Genomic DNA, 18,550 nt, shown 5'->3' on the forward strand with positions numbered 1-18,550 from the left:
ACGCCCCCTCTTGTGTGGCTTCTTGCCTACTCATGCGCTGGCAACTAGCCGCTCAATAGCACGCTCTAAACGCGCCATACCCTCAGCAATATCTTCTTCCGGAATGACTAAAGATGGCGCCATGCGTAGCACGTTGGGACCAGCAATCAGGGCCATCACACCCTCTTCAATAGCCAGCGGCAGAATGTCTTTAGCGCGGCCTTCGAAGGCATCCGACATTTGTGCGCCCATCAGCATTCCCATACCGCGAATTTCTTTAAATACGCCATATTTGCGGTTGATGGTTTCTAAATGTTCACGGAACAGGTCGTGACGATGCTTAACGCCGTTAAGTACTTCAGGAGTATCAATGAATTCCACAGCCGCCAGAGCAACCGCAGATGCCAACGCATTGCCACCGTAGGTAGAGCCATGGGTACCAATTGCCAGAGATTTCGCAATCGCATCCGTGGTTAAGGTGGCACCAATCGGGAAGCCGCCGCCCAATGACTTGGCACTGGTGAGAATATCCGGAGTGATACCGAAATTTTTGTAGGCGTAAAGTTCACCGCTGCGGCCAACGCCCGTTTGTACTTCGTCAAAAATCAGTAGCGCGTTGTGTTCGTCACACAGATCACGCAGGCCCTGAAGGAACTCTTGGGTAGCGGGAACAATGCCGCCTTCGCCCTGCATCGGCTCAACCATAATGGCACAGGTATCGTCGCCCACTAGCTTGCGTACGCTTTCCAGGTCATTGAAGTTGGCATGCAGAATGCCGCCTGGCACTGGGCCAAAGCCTTGAGAATACTTGGGTTGACCACCCACACTCACGGTGAAGAAAGTGCGGCCATGGAAAGACTGATAAAACGAGATAATTTTATCTTTCTGCTCGCCATGGTGGTCTACCGCCCAACGGCGGGCTAGCTTCAGCGCCGCTTCGTTAGCTTCGCCACCGGATGAGCACAAGAACACTTTATCGGCAAAAGTACGCTCAGTGAGTGTTTTGGCAAGCGCCAGTGCTGGCTCGTTGGTGAATACGTTAGACAGGTGCCAAAGCTTTTCGCCCTGCTCTTTAAGCGCATTCACTAGCACCGGGTGACAGTGGCCAAGCGAGTTCACTGCAATACCACCAGCAAAGTCGATATATTCACGCCCCTGCTGATCCCACAAGCGGCTGCCTTCGCCACGCACTGGAATAATCTGTTGTGGCGAGTAGTTTGGCGCCATGTAGTTATCGAAATCCTGACGGCTTGGGGTGTAGCTCATGGGACGATACCTCCGGTGGAGTAAAGGATAGATTCAGTATACGGGGGGCAATAGACGCCGTGCTTTCAGTATTGGGACGGTAAATTATGAAAAGCCGCGCTTATCCAAGCCGTTCTTCCCGCGGTGTAATGCCAAAGTGATTACGATAGGCGGTAGAGAAGTGCGCACCAGAAGAGAATCCGGTCATCAGTGCGATATCACCTACCGGCCGATCACTCTCTCTTAATTGTTTACGCGCATCTTGTAGGCGCAAATCCAGGTAATATCGGCTAGGTACTGCCTGCAGATACTTTTTGAACAGTCGCTCTAACTGGCGTCGAGAAATACCCAAATGCTCGGCCAGCTCTAACGTAGAAAGCGGCTCTTCAATATTAGCTTCCATCAACGTGACAGCATCCACTAGGCTTTGTGGCGCATGGCCAAGGCGATTACGCAGTGGCACATGCTGGCGTTCATCGGCTAAGCGAATGCGATCACAAACGAACTGCTCTGAAACCTGCTCGGCAAGGCGCTGGCCGTGATGCTTACCAATCAGCGTTAACATCATATCCATTGCCGCAGTGCCACCGGCACAGGTTATCCGATCGCGGTCAATTTCAAACAGTTGCTGAGAAAGCGTGACCTGAGGATAAGCCTGTGCAAACGCATCGAAGCGCTGCCAGGGCAATGTGGCGCGGTAGCCTTCTAATAGCCCGCAGCGGGCAAGCACTTCTGTGCCTCCCGCAAGGCCACCAATAGCCACACCTCTGCCCTGATGACTGCGCAGCCACTCATTTAGCTTGGCGGGCAGTGCATAGGGTAGTGGTGTAGGGGCACATACCAACAGCATATCAAGCGGACCGAGCGGCGCGCCTAAGACATGTTGAGCGAGTAAGGAAAGTTGTGCGCCACTGCGCACAGGCTCATCGGTTAAGCTTAACGTAACGGTGTGGTAAAGCATCTGCCCGCTTAGCTGATTGGCCATCTGCAGCGGCTCGATAGCGCTCGCATGGGCCAACAGCGAAAAACCAGGCAGCAACACAAAGGCCACCCGCCGACGTTCACTGGCGGATGACATCAACGTACTTGAGGACATAACAAGTTGCTTTGCTGCATAGAAATCGCCGCCAACTTAGATAAATAGCTAGAGAAAAAGCCATCTTACCCAATTGCGCAAGTGAAGGCAGCGCTATGGCTCTTAAAACTAAAATAGGAGGCATAAATACAAAATTGCCGGGCACTAGGCCCGGCAACAGAAGGAGTATGTGTCTTGGTTAACCGCCGCTATTGCCAAGCCCCAGGATGACAATGCCCGCAACGATAATGCCCATCACGATAATGACTAAAGGAAGCACCTTATGTAGCCCGTTAGGGGACTTTTTCGCTTCTGGCTGCCGTTGCGGCTGAGATGTTTCATAGTCCTCAGGCAGACGTTCATTCATTACGTGCTCTATCTCTTCTTCCCGGGTTTTGCTTTCCTTGGTATCCATACAACACCTCCCGCTTTCCGGTTAGATGATCAACAGCGCGGCGATTAACCCTCCTCGTCACGCTTAGCGCTATAGTGTAACGACATCAAAGTGAACATCAGGGTTCACATCTGCGTCGTAATCTACGTCATCACGCTCGAAGCCAAACAGCTTCAAAAATTCGTGCTTATATCCAGCATAGTCGGTAATTTCGAATAGGTTCTCTGTCGTGACGGCTGGCCATAGGTCCTGGCAGGCTTTTTGTACGTCGTCACGCAGCTCCCAGTCATCAAGACGTAGGCGGCCTTGGTCGTCAGTAGCCATATCGTCATGCTGACCAGAGTAAAGACGCTCACCAAACAAACGGTTTAATTGGTCAATCGTACCTTCATGCAAGCCCTGCTCTTTCATGATGCGGTAGACCATGGCGATATACAGCGGCATGACTGGAATCGCGGCACTCGCCTGGGTAACGACCGACTTAAGTACGGCAACATTGGCACCGCCGCCTGTCTCTTTCAGCTTGGCATCAATCGCAGTCGCGGCGCGATCAAGATCTTCTTTCGCTTTACCCAACGCACCGTGCCAGTAAATCGGCCAGGTAATTTCAGTACCGATATAGCTAAACGCTACGCTACGCGCGCCTTTCGCCAGCACACCCGCGTCGTCCAGGGCGCTCATCCATAGCTCCCAGTCCTCACCGCCCATTACTGTGATGGTATCGTCGATCTCTTGCTGAGTGGCAGGCTCGACTTCTGCCTCAATGATGGCGTCTTTATTCGTATCAATCGCGGTAGCGCGATACGTTTCGCCAATCGGCTTCAGGCTCGAGCGCTTTACTTCCCCAGTATCTGGCAACTTGCGCACTGGTGAAGCTAGGGAGTAGACCACCAGATCAACTTCACCCATGTCCTGCTTGATCAACTCGATAGCTTTTTCACGCGCTTCGTTAGAGAACGCATCACCATTGATTGATTTACTGTACAGGCCTTCTTGCTTGGCAAATTTGTCAAATGCGGCACTGTTGTACCAGCCAGCAGTGCCGGTTTTTTTCTCACTACTAGGCTTTTCAAAGAAAACACCTAGGGTATCAGCGCCATAACCAAAGGCAGCCGTGATACGCGCTGCCAAGCCGTAGCCGCTAGAAGCACCAATCACCAATACCTTTTTTGGGCCTTGGCTTCTATCTAAACCACGCGCACGGGTCGCTTCGATCTGTTCCAGAACGTTTTGCTCGCAGCCTTTAGGGTGAGTGGTGGTGCAGATAAAGCCACGCACTTTTGGTTTAATGATCACATTGGACCCCTTTATCAGATTGATGTCGCTATCAGCATGGCAGTGCCATTACCGTGTGGGGGTATTCTAGCGGTCTAGACGCGCCCTGTCCGCTCTTGAGCTTCTTCGCCATTCACGGCAGGATAGCGACCAGACAACTCCTTGCCGACGAGACCCTGATGAACGCACAGCAGCTAGTCGATGAACGCGGCGACCTATGGCTTGCTCTTGCGCCGCTATGGCTGGACCGTGAGCCAAGCGAGCGTGACTACGCCCATATGATTGAGATGATCGAACAGCATGATATGTCGCTGAAAGAGCTAGAGTGGATGTTCCGCTTGGAGCTTGCTCCAGTGATGGCGAGGCACCAGCTGTCTATTGCCAGTGAATGGCGAAAATTCGATGACTATACGCTGATGAAGCAGTTGGTAAGCCACAACCTGCGCCTGAAAGGCTGGCGGCGCAAAAGTTGGGCGCTGTTTTCTGGATTAACCACGATGATGGTTCGTCATCGCTGGGTAGAGTTAATGCAGCGACTAATGGTTACCCGTGGCGAGCTCTAACCGTTTAGCTTGCGCTTTACTCTTTATCAAGGGCGGCTTCCAGCGCAAGCCGCAGTGACAGACCATGATCGTTGGGAGCAAATCGCGCGATCACCCTGCCATCGCGTCCCACCAAGAACTTGGTAAAATTCCACTTGATCGCTTTGGTGCCTAACACGCCCGGTGCTTCTTGTTTAAGCACCACAAACAGCGGATGGGCGTTTGGGCCATTCACTGATACTTTTTCCATGAGTGGAAAGCTGACGCCAAACTGCTGTTCGCCGAAGATACAGAAAGCCTCTGCACTCTCCGGCGACTGCTTACCAAACTGGTTACAGGGGAAGCCAAGCACCGTAAAGCCACGGTCTCGGTAGCGCTGGTACAAACTTTCCAGCTCTTTTAACTGCGGAGTAAAGCCACACTTACTGGCCACATTAACGACCAACAACACCTGCCCGCGCAGCGCCCGCAAGTTAAACGGCTTGCCTTGATGGGTATAACAATCCTGCTCATAAATCATCATCTCAAGGCCCCCTAAATGACTCCACCAGCATAGGCTTTACCATGCCACGGCATTGGCAGTTACACCAGTGCGGCTTATCAACTAATCGGCCCTGCGACAACGCGCAGCGCCAGTGCAATAAGCAGCACCCCAGTGATTCGATTGATCCAGTGGGCATGGCGCTGGAGCCAAGGCAATACACGAGAGTGTGAAAGCCCTACTGCTACTAAAACGTACCAGCCCCCATCAATAATAATCGCAGTTGCGACGATAATTGCCTTGGCAAGTACACTCATTTCAGGCGTCACGAACTGACTTAATAGCGCCACAAAAAAAATGATCAACTTGGGGTTACCCAGCGCCACCAGCACCCCTTCCTTGGCAGCTTGTCGCGGCGTCGTCACTGCGGCATCGGGGGATAGCGCTCCACCTCTGCCCGCCCGTAATGCTTTTATCCCAAGCCAGGCTAAATAGGCCGCCCCGCACCATGTCACTAGTTGAAATAAATCTGGATGGCGCACAATAAGCGCACCTAAGCCCCATACGGTGAGCAACGCATAAAACCCGACGCCCAGCGCATGAAAAATCGCAGCCGTCATGCCGGGTAAGCGACCACCTCCTAACGTATGGCGCAGTACCAGTGCCAGGCTAGGTCCTGGTGACATCGCCCCCATGGCACAGATAGCGGCCAGCGATAGCCAGAGTGACAACGGCATTTTTCTCTCCTTGAAAGACAACAATGTAGGTTGGCTGAGTATACGACAGTCGCACAAGCGTTTAGCGAATAAATCCATCCCCTTAAATAACGCTGTTAGCATGGTACGCTGTTGGGTAAAATTTTCCCCTTTTTGAAAACGATGACGCCTGCTATGCAGGCGGTTCATGGCTAATAAAGGACTTCAATATGGGTAGGGCGTTTCAAAACCGTAAGGAATCCATGGCCAAAACGGCCGCAGCGAAAACCAAGGTTTACAGCAAGTATGGACGTGAAATTTACGTCTGCGCTAAAGCAGGCGGCACAGATCCAAACGGTAACCTTGCGCTACGCGGTTTAATGGAGCGTGCTAAGAAAGATCAGGTACCGTCTCACGTTATCGATAAAGCCTTGGATAAAGCGAGCGGCGCAGGCGGCGAAGACTTTTCACCAGCGCGCTATGAAGGCTTTGGTCCCGGTAACGTGATGGTGATCGTCGACTGTTTGACCGACAATCCCAACCGCACCTTTGGTGATGTGCGCGGCTGCTTTACCAAAACGAAAAGCAAAATTGGCACTCCCGGTAGCGTTAGTCACATGTTTGATCACTGCGCGATTTTTTCGTTTGCGGGCAGTGATGAAGAAGCTGTGCTTGAAGCACTCATGGAAGCCGATGTCGACGTTACCGATATTGAGCAGGAAGAGGAACGTATCACGGTGTTTGCGCCGCATACCGATTACGCTAAAGCCAAACAAGCGCTGTTGGATGCTTTCGGTGAGATTGATTTCGAAGTAGACGAAATCCAATTCTTACCACAAACCCCCACGCCCATCGACGGCGATGACGTGGTGATGTTTGAGAAACTGCTGGGCATGCTCGAAGAGCTGGACGATGTTCAGAATGTTTTCCACAGTGCCGAACTACCGGAAGCAACTGATTAAACCGTCATTCGGTTAGCCCCCTTGTGGTCGTCGGCACCTATGTCGTCGGCGACCACAGGTCGCCGTCATTAACTAGTGGCACCCTGTGAGTCCAAGGCTGCATCAGGCGGTAACAACGCCGGAGTAACGCCCGCTGCGCTTAGCACTTGTTTACCGCGCACGGTCAAATCAGTGATAAACAAAAACTGCTGCCGTGGATCCACCGGATAAGCGCGAATACGGTAATGCGTGCCCCAAGGTTTCTCCTCCGCTACGACAATAATCGGCTTATCAAACTTAAGGTAAGCACTGGTTAACGCGACGTCTCGTAACGCTTTACGCACCCAGCCAGCTTCGTGCTCCGGGTGAAGATAAAAACTTGCCACGCACTGAAGACTAACGTCGCCATTGTTAGCGTTATAAATAGCAGAATCCCAAAGTTTAAGATGAGGCACCGCCACCAAATCATCGTCGGGCGTTACTATTTCTACTGTGCGCATGCCAACGTGCTTTACTTCGCCGTAAGTCCCTTCAATGTTGACCCAATCCCCTGGCCGGTAGGGTAATTCAACGGCAGATACTACTCCGGCAATTAAGCTACTTACATAATCTTTTAAAGCAAAGCCAATCGCTAGGCCAATGGCACCCAGCAGCGTCACCATATTGCGCAATGAAGGCTCAATAACGATAGGAACGGCCACAGCCAGTGCGGTAATTAAAATCAATAACCGGGTGAGTGGCACCAGCGCAAATACTCTAAACCGCACTTGGCCATGCAAGCGATTGGCTAACCAGTTCAACCCTCGTTGGCTGACAATAATCAATAGCACCGTACTCGCTAGAATGACTCCTAAGGTAATCAGCGCTTGACTATCAATATCATTAAACAGCTTGGCGTACTGCTCTTGATCGTCCATATCAGCTCCTAAAGCGGGTCAACGAGATAGTTTCGCGATTCCAGCAGTTGCCGCACGCTTGCGTAGCTTAATGGGGCGACTTGCCAGCGCCCTTGATGGCAACGGAGAATTCCCTGGCGAGCAAGTGCTAACCGTGCGTTTAGCGCTTCATGACTCGAGAATGGCAGCACATACTCTAACGCTTGATCCTCTAGCCCTCCATGAATGAGCAGCGTATGTAGCAACAGCGTTGCCACATCCCCCGTATCTGACGCTAGCTCCGCTTCAGCCAATGCATCCAATAGCCACAGCTCTTTTGACGGCTCTTTTGGCTGCCCTTGAGACTGCTCGTGGGGACGGCCACTTTCGTCATTTCCCGCCGGTTCGCGCAGTCGCTCTCGCCAGTAGTGCCAAGCAATACCTAAATGCCCTCGACAGTGGGCCGCTAGACGTTGCAACTCTTTATAGGAACGCTCACCGCCAGCGCTATCGTTACTAACGCCAGCAAGAATCGGCTGTCCCGTACGGGAGCTATACACCGTCGGGCGGGCGCCACCATCATCCGCCAACTGAGCAAAATAGTGTGCCAGCTGCTCGCCTTCTAGCGCTTGCAGGGTAACCACAGGTACGCCTTCCAAACCCACCGCATGCTGCAGATAGGCATACGTCCAGCTATCACAACCAATCACGCTCTGTCCCAAACGGCCACTTAATGCCCGCTCTAACAATTCACGGACGCCTTGCAGTCCTTGGGTATGGCGTAAAAAATGCCGCTCTAAGGTGGGGATTACCCACTGATGTTGGGAACCGCAGCGCTCGACCCACTCTAGGCAACCCTCTGTGAGCTCGTTGAGGGTGGGCGCAGATATGCAATTGACGCCCTGCTGCTGCGCCCAATGGCTAACGACAGCTCCGTGACCACCATGAGGTGGTGAAATAAACAACACGACTGGCGCATCAACACACTCTTCCGTTACTTGGCTGAGGGCGCGAGCCGCCGGCGTCCAATCAATAGCAGGCACCCAGTGCGAAAGTGCGACTTCAGATAACTTACGCAGCTCACTCTCTTCTTTTGCTTGGCGTTCCGAGGCTTCTCTACCTACTATCCATGTAGTTGCTGCTCGCCAACTACGCCGCCACTGGCTGGCTTGGGTCTGCTCTGGTGTTTGAAACGACTCAAGTGCCACCATTTCCCATGGCGAAAAAGCAGTCTTCGTTGAGCGCTGCGTCATATGCCGCCTCGAACATAAATAAGTGGATTAAGGTTAGCATGCCTCATATTGTCATTGAGGGGTTAGCCGAACTTATCGACTAAAATAAAGTCGTTATACAGTAGCTAACTAATATGAGAGCAAAGCGCAGGAGGCGACAATGAGCGTAGTTAACGTCACTATGGCAGAACTGCATGAGAAGCTTTCAAAGTGCATTGCAGGCGAACGGGTGCTGATCGACCACGAGGGAAATCGATTTAGCGCACGTATTCAACATGTAGGCTTCACGGGGTTAAAAGTCATTCCTGAAACGCAGATCAAAAACAGCACGGGTGACCCAGGCGATATCGACGGAGTAACCGTTCCTTATGATGATATTTGGGAACTTGAAGTCAAAGGCGTCGTGTATAGCCGCTTAGAAACGTGACCTTTTTTGCACACCCACTACTCAGTGGGCGTGCAATGGCAACATTCCAAAACTAAAAAAGTTAACTAAATTCAGTGATAAGCGCTGCCTAGCTAGAAAGTCAGACAAATCTTGCCGAAGTGTTTGCCGGATTCCTGGTGGCGGAAGGCATCAGCAATGTCGCTCAGTGCAAACTCACGGTCAATAATCGGCTTCACATTAGCCGCTTCGATAGCATGAATCATCTCGATTTGATGACGAAGACTACCCACAATAAGCCCTTGCAGCTTAGCTTGCTTAGCCATCAGCTTGGCTGTTGGTATTTCGCCTTCCCGACCGGTTAGCACACCAATCAGCGCGATATGCCCGCCAATTTTCACCGCATCAATCGATTGCGGCAGCGTACCAGGGCCGCCCACTTCAACAACATGATCGACGCCTTCACCATTCGTTAACGCCTTAACGGCCTTACCCCAATCAGGCGTTTCTTTATAGTTGATGGTGTGTTCAGCGCCCAGCTCGCGCAGGCGGTTCAGTTTTTCATTAGAAGACGATGTGGCAATTACCCGCGCGCCCATCATCTTGGCAAACTGTAGCGCAAAAATGGAAACACCCCCGGTGCCCAACACCAGCACGGTGTCTCCTGCTTTTAATCCACCATCAACGACTAATGCCCGCCAAGCGGTCAAGCCTGCGGTCGTCAGTGTCGCAGACTCCGCATGACTGTAACCTTGCGGCTGATGGGTGAACGAGGTAGCGGCGGCCACCACTTGCTCGCGAGCATAGCCATCAATGCCATCCCCTGGCGTGGTGGTGAAGTCGCCTACTCGCGCGGGCCCTTCCAGCCAATCAGGGAAAAACGTCGACACAACTGCATCACCGACTGCGAACTCGCTAACGCCTTCCCCAACCGCTTCGACCACACCGGCACCATCCGACATGGGAATACGGCCATCTGTGGTGGGAATCATCCCCGCCACCACGGCATAGTCATGGAAGTTAAGTGAACTGGCGTGCAGACGTACTTTAATTTCACCGGGACCAGGCTCACCTGGCGCCGTTAGTTCAACCACGTCCAGTTTAGCTAAACCGCCGGGCTCTCGAAGCTGAATGGCTTGCATCACTACCTCCTATTGAACACATGTCGTCACCTAGTAAACGACTGGTCTAATATGAAATGAGGGCACTGGGGTCAGTATCAAGGCCAAGATCAAGATCGTGCCCCAAAAAGCCACCAGACTGGCGCTGCCACAAGCTGGCGTAAATGCCGTTCTGTGCCAGCAGCTCCTGGTGTGTACCACTCTCCACCATACGACCTTCATCGACCACAATTAACCGGTCAAGCATCGCAATGGTTGAGAGTCGATGAGCAATGGCGATCACCGTTTTGCCTTCCATCAGCGAGTCGAGTTGCTCTTGAATCGCGGCTTCCACTTCGGAATCCAACGCTGAGGTAGCCTCGTCCAGCACCAGAATAGGGGCGTTTTTTAGCAGCACGCGAGCAATGGCAATACGCTGGCGTTGTCCACCGGAGAGTTTCACACCGCGCTCGCCGACATGGGCGTCTAAACCGCGCCGCCCTTTAGGGTCGACCAGCTCGTTAATAAACGTATCTGCATGGGCGCGGCACACTGCTTGCCACACATCATCATCGCTGGCATGAGGGCTACCGTAGCGAATATTGTCTCTCAGCGAACGGTGCAGCAGCGAGGTATCCTGAGTTACCATGCCAATCTGATGACGCAATGAAGTCTGAGTAACGTCAGCAATATTCTGTCCATCAATCAGGATACGCCCGCCCTGTAGGTCATAAAAGCGCAGCAACAGGTTGGCCAGGGTGGACTTACCCGCTCCGGATCGGCCAATCAGGCCAATTTTTTCGCCAGGTTTAATCGTCAGGCTCAACCCGTCAAAGACGTTTTTACTTTCACCTTTAGCCTGGGCGTACTGAAAGCGCAGCGCATCAAACACAATTTCGCCATTGGGCACCGCAAGCGCTTTGGCATTCGACGCATCTTTGATCGTGGGGTCCTGGGCGATGGTATTCATACCATCTTGCACCGTACCAATATTTTCAAACAGGCCCGCCACTTCCCATAAAATCCAATCCGACATAAAGCGGATACGCATGACCAGGGCTATCGCAATCGCTAACACGCCCAGAGAAATAGCGTCAAAATACCAAACGCTAATCGCCATACCCGCCGTTCCCACCAGTAGCAGCGTATTGAGCAGCGTCAGGCAAACGCTCATGATGGTGACTAGCCGCATTTGACGATGTACCGTATCCATAAAACCTTGCATCGCATCCTTGGCGTAGCTCTGTTCACGTTCGGTATCAGCGAACAGTTTAATCGTTTGGATATTGCTGTAACTATCAACCACGCGCCCCGTCATCTGGGCACGAGCATCGGCCTGAGCCATCGAAACGTCGCGCAAGCGCGGGACAAAAAAGCGCATAATGCCTAAATAACCGATCAACCAAAGCCCCAGCGGCAGCAACAGCCACGGGTCTGCACGGCCTAATAAAATTGCCGCCCCAGTGAAGTACACAATGGCGTAAACCATTAGATCCATCACTTTGGTGACAGTCTCACGAATGGCCAACGCTGTTTGCATGACTTTTTGCGACACTCGCCCTGCAAACTCATCCTGATAAAAGGCCAAGCTTTGGCTAAGCATATGGCGGTGAGAAAGCCAGCGGCCGATCATCGGGTAGTTACCGAAGATGCTTTGGTGGGTCACCAGAGACTGCGCCAGTACCAGTAGCGGCAGGCCGATAATCACTAACAAGCCCACGCCTGCCAGCCAAAGCCCGTGATCCGACCAGAAATTCGCGCGTTCTACGTTACCCAGCCAATCGACCAAGTCGCCCATATAACTAAAAAACACCACCTCCGCCGCGGAAACCAAGGCAGTCGCGACCGACATCAGCAATAGCCACGGCCATACAGGGCGCGAAAAATGCCAAATAAACGGCAGCAGACCTTTTGGTGGCGTGGCAACCTCACCTTCGGGATAGGGGTTCACCCGCGTTTCAAAGTAACGGAACAGCGGCGCTAGCGTACGTGACAACATGGAAAGTCCTTTCGTTACCTTGGTAGACAGACGTAGTTAAGAAGATTGGCGACGCAATAGCCAACGAGCCCAAAAAGGCGCCACGATCATCAGTGTGACCATACGCAGTAAGTGGTGAAATGCTACAAACACGGGGTCGATATTAAGCGCGACAGCAAGAATAGCCATTTCACCGATGCCACCGGGAGCCAGCGCTAATAGGGCTACGTCACGGCGCACGCCCAACAGCTGATGGATCAGTTCAGCAAACAGTGCTAACACCATCAGTGCAAGCAGCGTCGCCACCCCTGACTGCCATAAATAACGCCCGAGCAGGCGTCGTGTCATGCCTTGAAAACGCGAGCCAATCGCGCTGCCTAGCACCCACAACATGAGGTTCATTCCCCAACCAGGCAACGTAAGGCTTGCCAGCCCAAACCCAGATAGCAAGGCCGCCATAATAAGCGGCGCAAGTAACGCCGAACTTGGAATGCGCAGCCACCGCCCCACGGGTAATAAGAAAGGAATAGTGAGCAGCATCCAGCCGTGCTCAAGGGTAGCCTGGGCTGGCCCAATGTCACCAGCACCGCCTTCAAATGCCCAAAACAGGGGAGGCAGAAACAGGATGACGAGGATAATACGTAACGACTGGGCAATGGCGATGCGTTGCGGGTCACCGCCACATTGATCGCCGAGCATGATCATTGCCGTCATGGCCCCTGGCGATGCACCAAACCAAGCACTGACCGGGTCGAAGCCACAGCGACGATACCACGCCGCAGCAACAGCGGTGGATGCCGCAACACCTGCCAGCAAGAGTGCTGCCGAGATTGGCCAGTCCAGCACACGATGGGCAAGTTGAGGCGTTACTTGGCTGCCCAGCACCAATCCCATAACTGCTAAAAACACGTTGCGCAGCGGCTCCGGTACGCCAACGTTAATTCCTTTTGCCGATACCAGCAGGTTGGCGATTAGCGGGCCTAGCATCCAGGCAAGCGGTAAACCAGCGAGGTGAAAAACGACACCGCCCACGGCGCCTACGGCAAGCGACATGGATAGCGCTTTTGTGCTCCCTGCACTCAACATGACGCCCTTCACATCGACTCCCTATATCTAAAAACCCAGTCTCTACTGACGCAATAATTAACCTGCTAATAGCTCCAGTAGTTTAGCACTGAACCAACGTCTCGGGCTTCAATGATGGCTTAGGAATATCGCTTTTGTTGTTTAGCTCAGCTATTCACAGGTTAACCTCAAATTTATTTGCCATGTTATCTGTATCCGTCAGCCAGCAATGGAGAACTTTCTCACAGCGGGGGCTAGTCACTATTTGATGCGGACAAGCCCACAAGTGCTAAAACGGCGGAAATAACTTGCCAGATGAGAACAGCAGGAGGCTCGGTGAACGTTGAAGCTCTAGTCACAATACTGAAAAAACATCACCGAATTTACGGGCTAAGTTAGTCACTACCTAGCCCCTTACGTTATATGGCAGAAATAACGGGCGGTCTACATGACCGCTTATAACAAAAGTGACGCCAAGAGCTCTTGATAGTAGAGGGTATGTTCATTAGAAAATTAATGCTCTGGCCTCAACTACTCTTGAGTATTTTGATATATAAACTCATCAACCTCTTCTGCCATCGGGATACTACTGGCAGCACCACGCCGTTGAACAGTAAGAGCCGCTGCCGCTGTTGCCCTGTGCAAACACTGCCGCGGCCCCAAGCCCGCCTGACGAGCCGCTAGGAAGTAGCCAACAAAAGTATCACCGGCAGCCGTTGTATCGATGGCTTTTACTCTTATGGCCGCCTGAAAAAAAGTCTCGCTACTGCGCTGATACCAAGCCCCCTCGCTACCTAGCGTAAGAACGACCTCAGTCCCCCCAAGTGTTTCATTCAAACGCCTTAATAAGTCTGAAGCACTCGACTCTATCGGCATATCCAGTAAAAGCGCTGCCTCTGTACGGTTAAAAAAGAGTAACTGGCACTGGTTCAAGGGAAGCGATAAAACCCCGTCATCCATGGGGGCAGCATTAAATATCACCTTACAGCCATGACTCACTGCTAATGGAATAAGCTTATCAAGACCATTGCACTCGTTTTGGATCAGTATTGTATCGCCAGGATTGGTTTCTGCCAGCAAAGCAAGGATCCGCTCTTCGGTAAAACCATGGTTAGCGCCAGAGAATAATAAGATTGCGTTTTCACCACCCGCATCAATTTGAATAATCGCGTGTCCGCTTGGCTCGTCAGTGAGTTCAATATCACTCACATCAACACCAGCGCACTGTAATTCATCAGTCACCCAGGCATCCGTCACAGCCACTCTCCCCCAGTGGCTCACCCTACCCTTGGCACGCGCTATCGCCAAAGATTGATTGACTCCTTTTCCACCTAATCCATTACTATACTTATCGCTTTTCAGCGTTTCCCCAGGGCGAACAAAATATGGCAGATGATAAGTATGATCAATATTAATTGAACCAAAATTAAAAATCACAGGCACCACTCCTGACTTTAAAAATCAACTATTAAAACATCCACCTGCATAACGAACACTCTCAATAAAAAAGCCAGCCAGCATTAACGCCGACTGACCCACATACTCTCTTTCCTACAGAGTTTTTATCACTTACTCTTCTAGCACGAATGGAGAGGTATAATTATCAACATTATCCGGGGTAATAAGAATGCAGTCATAAAGCTGCTTTTCGCTATCCAGCCCCGTCTCACCTGTATTAATGTAATGATCAGCAATTTTCACAACATCTTCAGCAAATACGGCGACTGGCTGAAGAACCGTATACGCTAATTCACCCGAACGAACTGCATCAACAGCGTCTGGAGATCCGTCAAACCCACCTACCAATACACCATCTAGCAAGTCCTCCTGCTTTAGAGCAACAATCGCGCCTAACGCCATTTCATCGTTGCCGCTGATGATGCCACTAATATCGGGATGAGAGCGGAGCATGCTCTGTACCTTATTACGCCCTTCCGTCCGATCCCAATTAGCAATATCAGAAGCTGCAAGGATCAAATCAGGATACTGGCTAAGCACTGTTTCGTAGCCATTAGACCGAGTGGCAGCATTGTTATCAGAAGGCGGCCCCTTTAACTCTATATAGGAACCCTCTCCATCCAGCTGCGTTGCCCACTCTTGCGCCCCTAGCGCGGCGCCTTGCGCATTATTGGAAACGAGCTGAGCTTCGGCCAGTCCTTGTTGATTGATCTCAGCATTAATAATAAATACTGGAATACCTGCATCAACTGCCCGTCGAACAGCACCAATTGAACCATCGGCGTTAGCCGGGTCCAAAATAATCGCTTTCGCCCCATTGGTAATCGCAGTATCAACTTGATTGCTTTCAGTGTTGGTGTCACCCACATGCGAACTGACATTTGCTTCGTAACCCAGCTCTTCTGCTGTACGTTCAGCAATCGTCCCTTCCGTTTGCCAATAGGGATTTGACATATCATTGACAATGATTGAGATCAGCCCCTTATCTTGAGCAGATAGCGAACCACTGAAGAGTATGGAAGCACTAGCAAGTGCTGTAAAAAGTACATTTCTGCTTTTCAAAAACATGATGATTACCTCATAGTTATGATTATTAGTCCTTAGATGGATAGACCTGAGCAGGTCGAACTTCTAAGCCATGCCACCTCACGTGGCTTTTGCGCTAGAACCTTCACGATTTATTTCTGTATGCTTTCTCTCTGCCTTTTGAGCAGACTTATTATTTGAACTGTATTGAATATTATTGAGCATGACAGCAAAGACAATAACGCTGCCTGTGAATACCATCTGCCAGTAGGCGGATACACCAATAATAACGAGGCCATCTGCCAGAAAACCAATAACAAACGCACCTAATAACGTATTCCGTACCGTGCCACGCCCCCCCATTAATGAGGCACCACCAATAACGACTGCAGCAATAGCAGTCAGTTCATAAGTGGTTCCCGCTGTTGGGCCGGCCGATGTCAGTTGAGAAGCCAGTACAATTCCAGCCATAGCAGCGCATACGCCGGAAATAATATAAACAGAGAGCTTTACCCTATTAACAGGCACCCCTGACAACTCTGCAGCACGTGCATTACCTCCTGTAGAGTAGATCCAACGACCAAAAGGCGTACGATTCAACGCCAACATGCAAATAATCGCAACACTAAAGAGAATCAATATTCCGACCGGGATACCCAGTAACTTATTAAAGCCAAGCCACTCAAAGCCTGTATTACCTAATGTTGGGTCGCCACTTAAACTATTGAAAGTAAGTCCATCTGTTAACAGCAGAGCGGCTCCACGAGCTACATATAGCATGCCCAGAGTGGCAACAAAGGCTGGTACTTTAAAGTAGGCAACTAGAACGCCATTGATACATCCTACCAACCCACCTAATAAGCAGGTAAGTACCACCACAACCCATACTGAAGGAAAGAAAGCTAGATTTAAGGCTTCTATCTCTACACCTTCAAGCAACATGCCCGCAAATACGCCGCAAAGAGCAAGTGTAGAACCAACCGACAAATCTATACCGCCGGTTAAAATCACAAATAGCATGCCAATACCCAGCAAACCAAAAATAGCCACATGCGAAGACATCGTCAAAAAATTGCCCGTCGAAAAATAAACAGGCGAAAGAATTGAAAAGACAATAATGATCGCGATTAACGCAAAGAAGGCCCTGCCTTCCAGCAAAATTTTAACGACATCAATACTGCCTTTATCAACTTGCAGCGTTTTGTTGTTGTGTTGAGACATGCTAATCACCTATTCGATTGTGTAATCACGCGGCAATTGACTCGCCCGAAGCAGCCATAATTTCTTCTTTCGATACGCCCGGGCCGAACTCAGCAGAGATATGCCCCTTGCTCATCACCAACACCCTATGCGGTATACTCAAACATTCACTTACCTCAGACGTTGTAAAGATCACCGCTAATCCCTGGCGTGCTCCTTGGCTCAACAGCTTGAAGACCTCCGCCTTAGCGCCAATATCGATACCACGGCTCGGCTCATCGAGCATGATGACGTCTGGATTGGTTGCTAACATTTTACCAATAACCACTTTCTGTTGATTACCGCCAGACAATGAACCGATAGCAGCCTCTCCTCCGTCTGTTTTGATATGTACGTTACCGATAGCAGAAGTGATCATGTCCTCCTCCAAACGAGATGAGGTAAGTCCCTGGCGAGTAAATGCCTGGATGCTAGCTAGCGACAGATTTCTACCTACTGTCATCGTAGGCACCAACCCATCACGCTGGCGGTCTTCAGGCACAAGTACCAGCCCCTTCTCGATTCGCTGCGCAATGCTGCAATGCGATATATCATTTGAGTGGAGTAACACATCTCCCTGAGACTGCCGAGTTCGCCCTGCCACACACTCTAATAACTCAGTACGTCCAGCGCCCATCAGTCCATAAATGCAAACTATCTCGCCTGCACGTACATCAAGTGTGAGGTCATCAACTACATACCGTCCCGCCACTTTGTCATCGCTTACACAAAGATTCTGAACAGAGAGCGCTACATCGCCCTGCTCATACCCTGTTGGCGGTGCGCCAAGATTGAAGCTTTCCCCCACCATATGCCTAACAATCCACTGTAGATCTATGTCACAACGCGGCGCATAAGCCGTCATAACGCCATCTCGAAGGACGACAGCATGGTCAGTAATCTGGAGCGCCTCTTCCAGATGGTGGGAAATATAAACAATCGACACGCCCTTGCTTTTTAGATCTCTGACCACTTTGAATAGCGTTTCGACTTCCGATGCGCTCAATGCGGAAGTGGGTTCATCCATAATCAGAATGCGCGAATCCTTTGACAGCGCCCTAGCAATTTCTACAATTTGTTGCTGACCCACCCGTAGGTCTTCAACGGCTGTCAGAGGATGGATCGGTTCACCTAGCTCGTCCATTAGTCGTTCAGCTTGGCGAGCTTCCTCTTTATAGCCGACGCTACCACTAGCCTTGGTAAGCTCGCGTCCCATAAAAATGTTATCGCGAACATTTAGGTTGGGGGCCAAACTTAATTCTTGGTGGATGATGGTAATGCCCAGCGCTTCCGCATCTGATGGTGATGAGAAGTAAACGCTCTTTTCTTCCAAGAAAATCTCGCCTGATGTCTGGGTAATAACCCCAGACAAAATCTTCATTAAAGTGGATTTACCCGCCCCATTTTCGCCAAAGAGCGTCGTTACCTGGCCTCTATGTATATCGAAATTCACCTCTTTCAGTGCTTGTACCGCACCGAAGCGTTTTTCGATATTGCGAGCAGAAAGAATCACCTCATGTGAAGCCGCTTTTGCTACTGATAATGATTTTTCATTGTTATACATA

18 protein-coding genes are annotated in these 18,550 nt (G+C 51.0%); 3 read left to right on the forward strand and 15 right to left on the reverse strand.

Annotated features, from left to right (window positions below):
- Positions 1 to 30 precede the first annotated feature (30 nt).
- The 4 genes from NDQ72_14860 to NDQ72_14875 all read right to left on the reverse strand — a co-directional run bounded on the left by NDQ72_14860 (position 31) and on the right by NDQ72_14875 (position 3,989).
- Positions 31 to 1,245, reverse strand: coding sequence for an aspartate aminotransferase family protein (locus NDQ72_14860; GenBank protein WKD27328.1), 1,215 nt, complete (start codon positions 1,243 to 1,245; stop codon positions 31 to 33).
- Between the two features lie 100 nt (positions 1,246 to 1,345).
- Entirely contained in the window at positions 1,346 to 2,320 is a 975-nt protein-coding gene (locus NDQ72_14865; protein ID WKD27329.1) for a GlxA family transcriptional regulator, read from the reverse strand.
- A gap of 178 nt (positions 2,321 to 2,498) precedes the next feature.
- Positions 2,499 to 2,714, reverse strand: coding sequence for a hypothetical protein (locus tag NDQ72_14870; protein ID WKD27330.1), 216 nt, complete (start codon positions 2,712 to 2,714; stop codon positions 2,499 to 2,501).
- 69 nt (positions 2,715 to 2,783) lie between these two features.
- On the reverse strand, positions 2,784 to 3,989 hold the full coding sequence (locus NDQ72_14875) for a trans-2-enoyl-CoA reductase family protein (protein ID WKD27331.1): 1,206 nt from the start codon (positions 3,987 to 3,989) through the stop codon (positions 2,784 to 2,786).
- Between the two features lie 158 nt (positions 3,990 to 4,147).
- Here NDQ72_14875 and NDQ72_14880 point away from each other — a divergent pair, with 158 nt between their 5' ends.
- Positions 4,148 to 4,531, forward strand: coding sequence for a hypothetical protein (locus tag NDQ72_14880; GenBank protein WKD27332.1), 384 nt, complete (start codon positions 4,148 to 4,150; stop codon positions 4,529 to 4,531).
- Positions 4,532 to 4,547: 16 nt separating this feature from the next.
- On the opposite strand, the gene NDQ72_14885 is transcribed toward NDQ72_14880, so the two are convergent.
- Complete coding sequence (locus NDQ72_14885; GenBank protein ID WKD27333.1) at positions 4,548 to 5,033, reverse strand: glutathione peroxidase; 486 nt, start codon at positions 5,031 to 5,033, stop codon at positions 4,548 to 4,550.
- A 77-nt stretch (positions 5,034 to 5,110) separates the two neighbouring features.
- Positions 5,111 to 5,728: a LysE family translocator gene (locus NDQ72_14890; GenBank protein WKD27334.1), complete on the reverse strand. Its 618-nt coding sequence runs from the start codon at positions 5,726 to 5,728 to the stop codon at positions 5,111 to 5,113.
- Positions 5,729 to 5,916: 188 nt separating this feature from the next.
- Between NDQ72_14890 and NDQ72_14895 the strand changes: the two genes are divergently transcribed.
- Positions 5,917 to 6,648 carry a YebC/PmpR family DNA-binding transcriptional regulator gene (locus NDQ72_14895; GenBank protein WKD27335.1) on the forward strand — a complete coding sequence of 244 codons (732 nt, stop codon included), beginning with the start codon at positions 5,917 to 5,919 and terminating at the stop codon, positions 6,646 to 6,648.
- A 68-nt stretch (positions 6,649 to 6,716) separates the two neighbouring features.
- On the opposite strand, the gene NDQ72_14900 is transcribed toward NDQ72_14895, so the two are convergent.
- Both NDQ72_14900 and NDQ72_14905 read right to left on the reverse strand, forming a co-directional pair.
- Entirely contained in the window at positions 6,717 to 7,544 is an 828-nt protein-coding gene (locus NDQ72_14900; protein ID WKD27336.1) for a mechanosensitive ion channel family protein, read from the reverse strand.
- 8 nt (positions 7,545 to 7,552) lie between these two features.
- Complete coding sequence (locus NDQ72_14905) at positions 7,553 to 8,755, reverse strand: hypothetical protein (protein WKD27337.1); 1,203 nt, start codon at positions 8,753 to 8,755, stop codon at positions 7,553 to 7,555.
- A 139-nt stretch (positions 8,756 to 8,894) separates the two neighbouring features.
- Between NDQ72_14905 and NDQ72_14910 the strand changes: the two genes are divergently transcribed.
- Positions 8,895 to 9,161, forward strand: coding sequence for a hypothetical protein (locus NDQ72_14910; protein ID WKD27338.1), 267 nt, complete (start codon positions 8,895 to 8,897; stop codon positions 9,159 to 9,161).
- 92 nt (positions 9,162 to 9,253) lie between these two features.
- Here NDQ72_14910 and NDQ72_14915 read toward each other — a convergent pair whose 3' ends face one another.
- The 7 genes from NDQ72_14915 to NDQ72_14945 all read right to left on the reverse strand — a co-directional run bounded on the left by NDQ72_14915 (position 9,254) and on the right by NDQ72_14945 (position 18,549).
- Positions 9,254 to 10,261: an NAD(P)-dependent alcohol dehydrogenase gene (locus NDQ72_14915; protein WKD27339.1), complete on the reverse strand. Its 1,008-nt coding sequence runs from the start codon at positions 10,259 to 10,261 to the stop codon at positions 9,254 to 9,256.
- 46 nt (positions 10,262 to 10,307) lie between these two features.
- Positions 10,308 to 12,194 (reverse strand): ABC transporter ATP-binding protein/permease, encoded by a 1,887-nt coding sequence (locus NDQ72_14920; protein ID WKD30411.1) that lies wholly within the window; start codon positions 12,192 to 12,194, stop codon positions 10,308 to 10,310.
- A gap of 60 nt (positions 12,195 to 12,254) precedes the next feature.
- A complete protein-coding gene (locus NDQ72_14925) occupies positions 12,255 to 13,250 on the reverse strand; it encodes an AbrB family transcriptional regulator (GenBank protein ID WKD27340.1) in 996 nt (331 codons plus the stop codon).
- 543 nt (positions 13,251 to 13,793) lie between these two features.
- On the reverse strand, positions 13,794 to 14,705 hold the full coding sequence (locus NDQ72_14930) for a ribokinase (GenBank protein WKD27341.1): 912 nt from the start codon (positions 14,703 to 14,705) through the stop codon (positions 13,794 to 13,796).
- 126 nt (positions 14,706 to 14,831) lie between these two features.
- Positions 14,832 to 15,788, reverse strand: a complete 957-nt coding sequence (locus NDQ72_14935; GenBank protein WKD27342.1) for a D-ribose ABC transporter substrate-binding protein — start codon at positions 15,786 to 15,788, stop codon at positions 14,832 to 14,834.
- Between the two features lie 78 nt (positions 15,789 to 15,866).
- Positions 15,867 to 16,967, reverse strand: coding sequence for an ABC transporter permease (locus NDQ72_14940; GenBank protein WKD27343.1), 1,101 nt, complete (start codon positions 16,965 to 16,967; stop codon positions 15,867 to 15,869).
- Between the two features lie 25 nt (positions 16,968 to 16,992).
- Positions 16,993 to 18,549, reverse strand: a complete 1,557-nt coding sequence (locus tag NDQ72_14945; protein WKD27344.1) for a sugar ABC transporter ATP-binding protein — start codon at positions 18,547 to 18,549, stop codon at positions 16,993 to 16,995.
- Position 18,550 lies beyond the last annotated feature (1 nt).

Origin of the sequence: Halomonas sp. KG2 (genome assembly GCA_030440445.1) — a bacterium.
Lineage (GTDB): Bacteria > Pseudomonadota > Gammaproteobacteria > Pseudomonadales > Halomonadaceae > Vreelandella.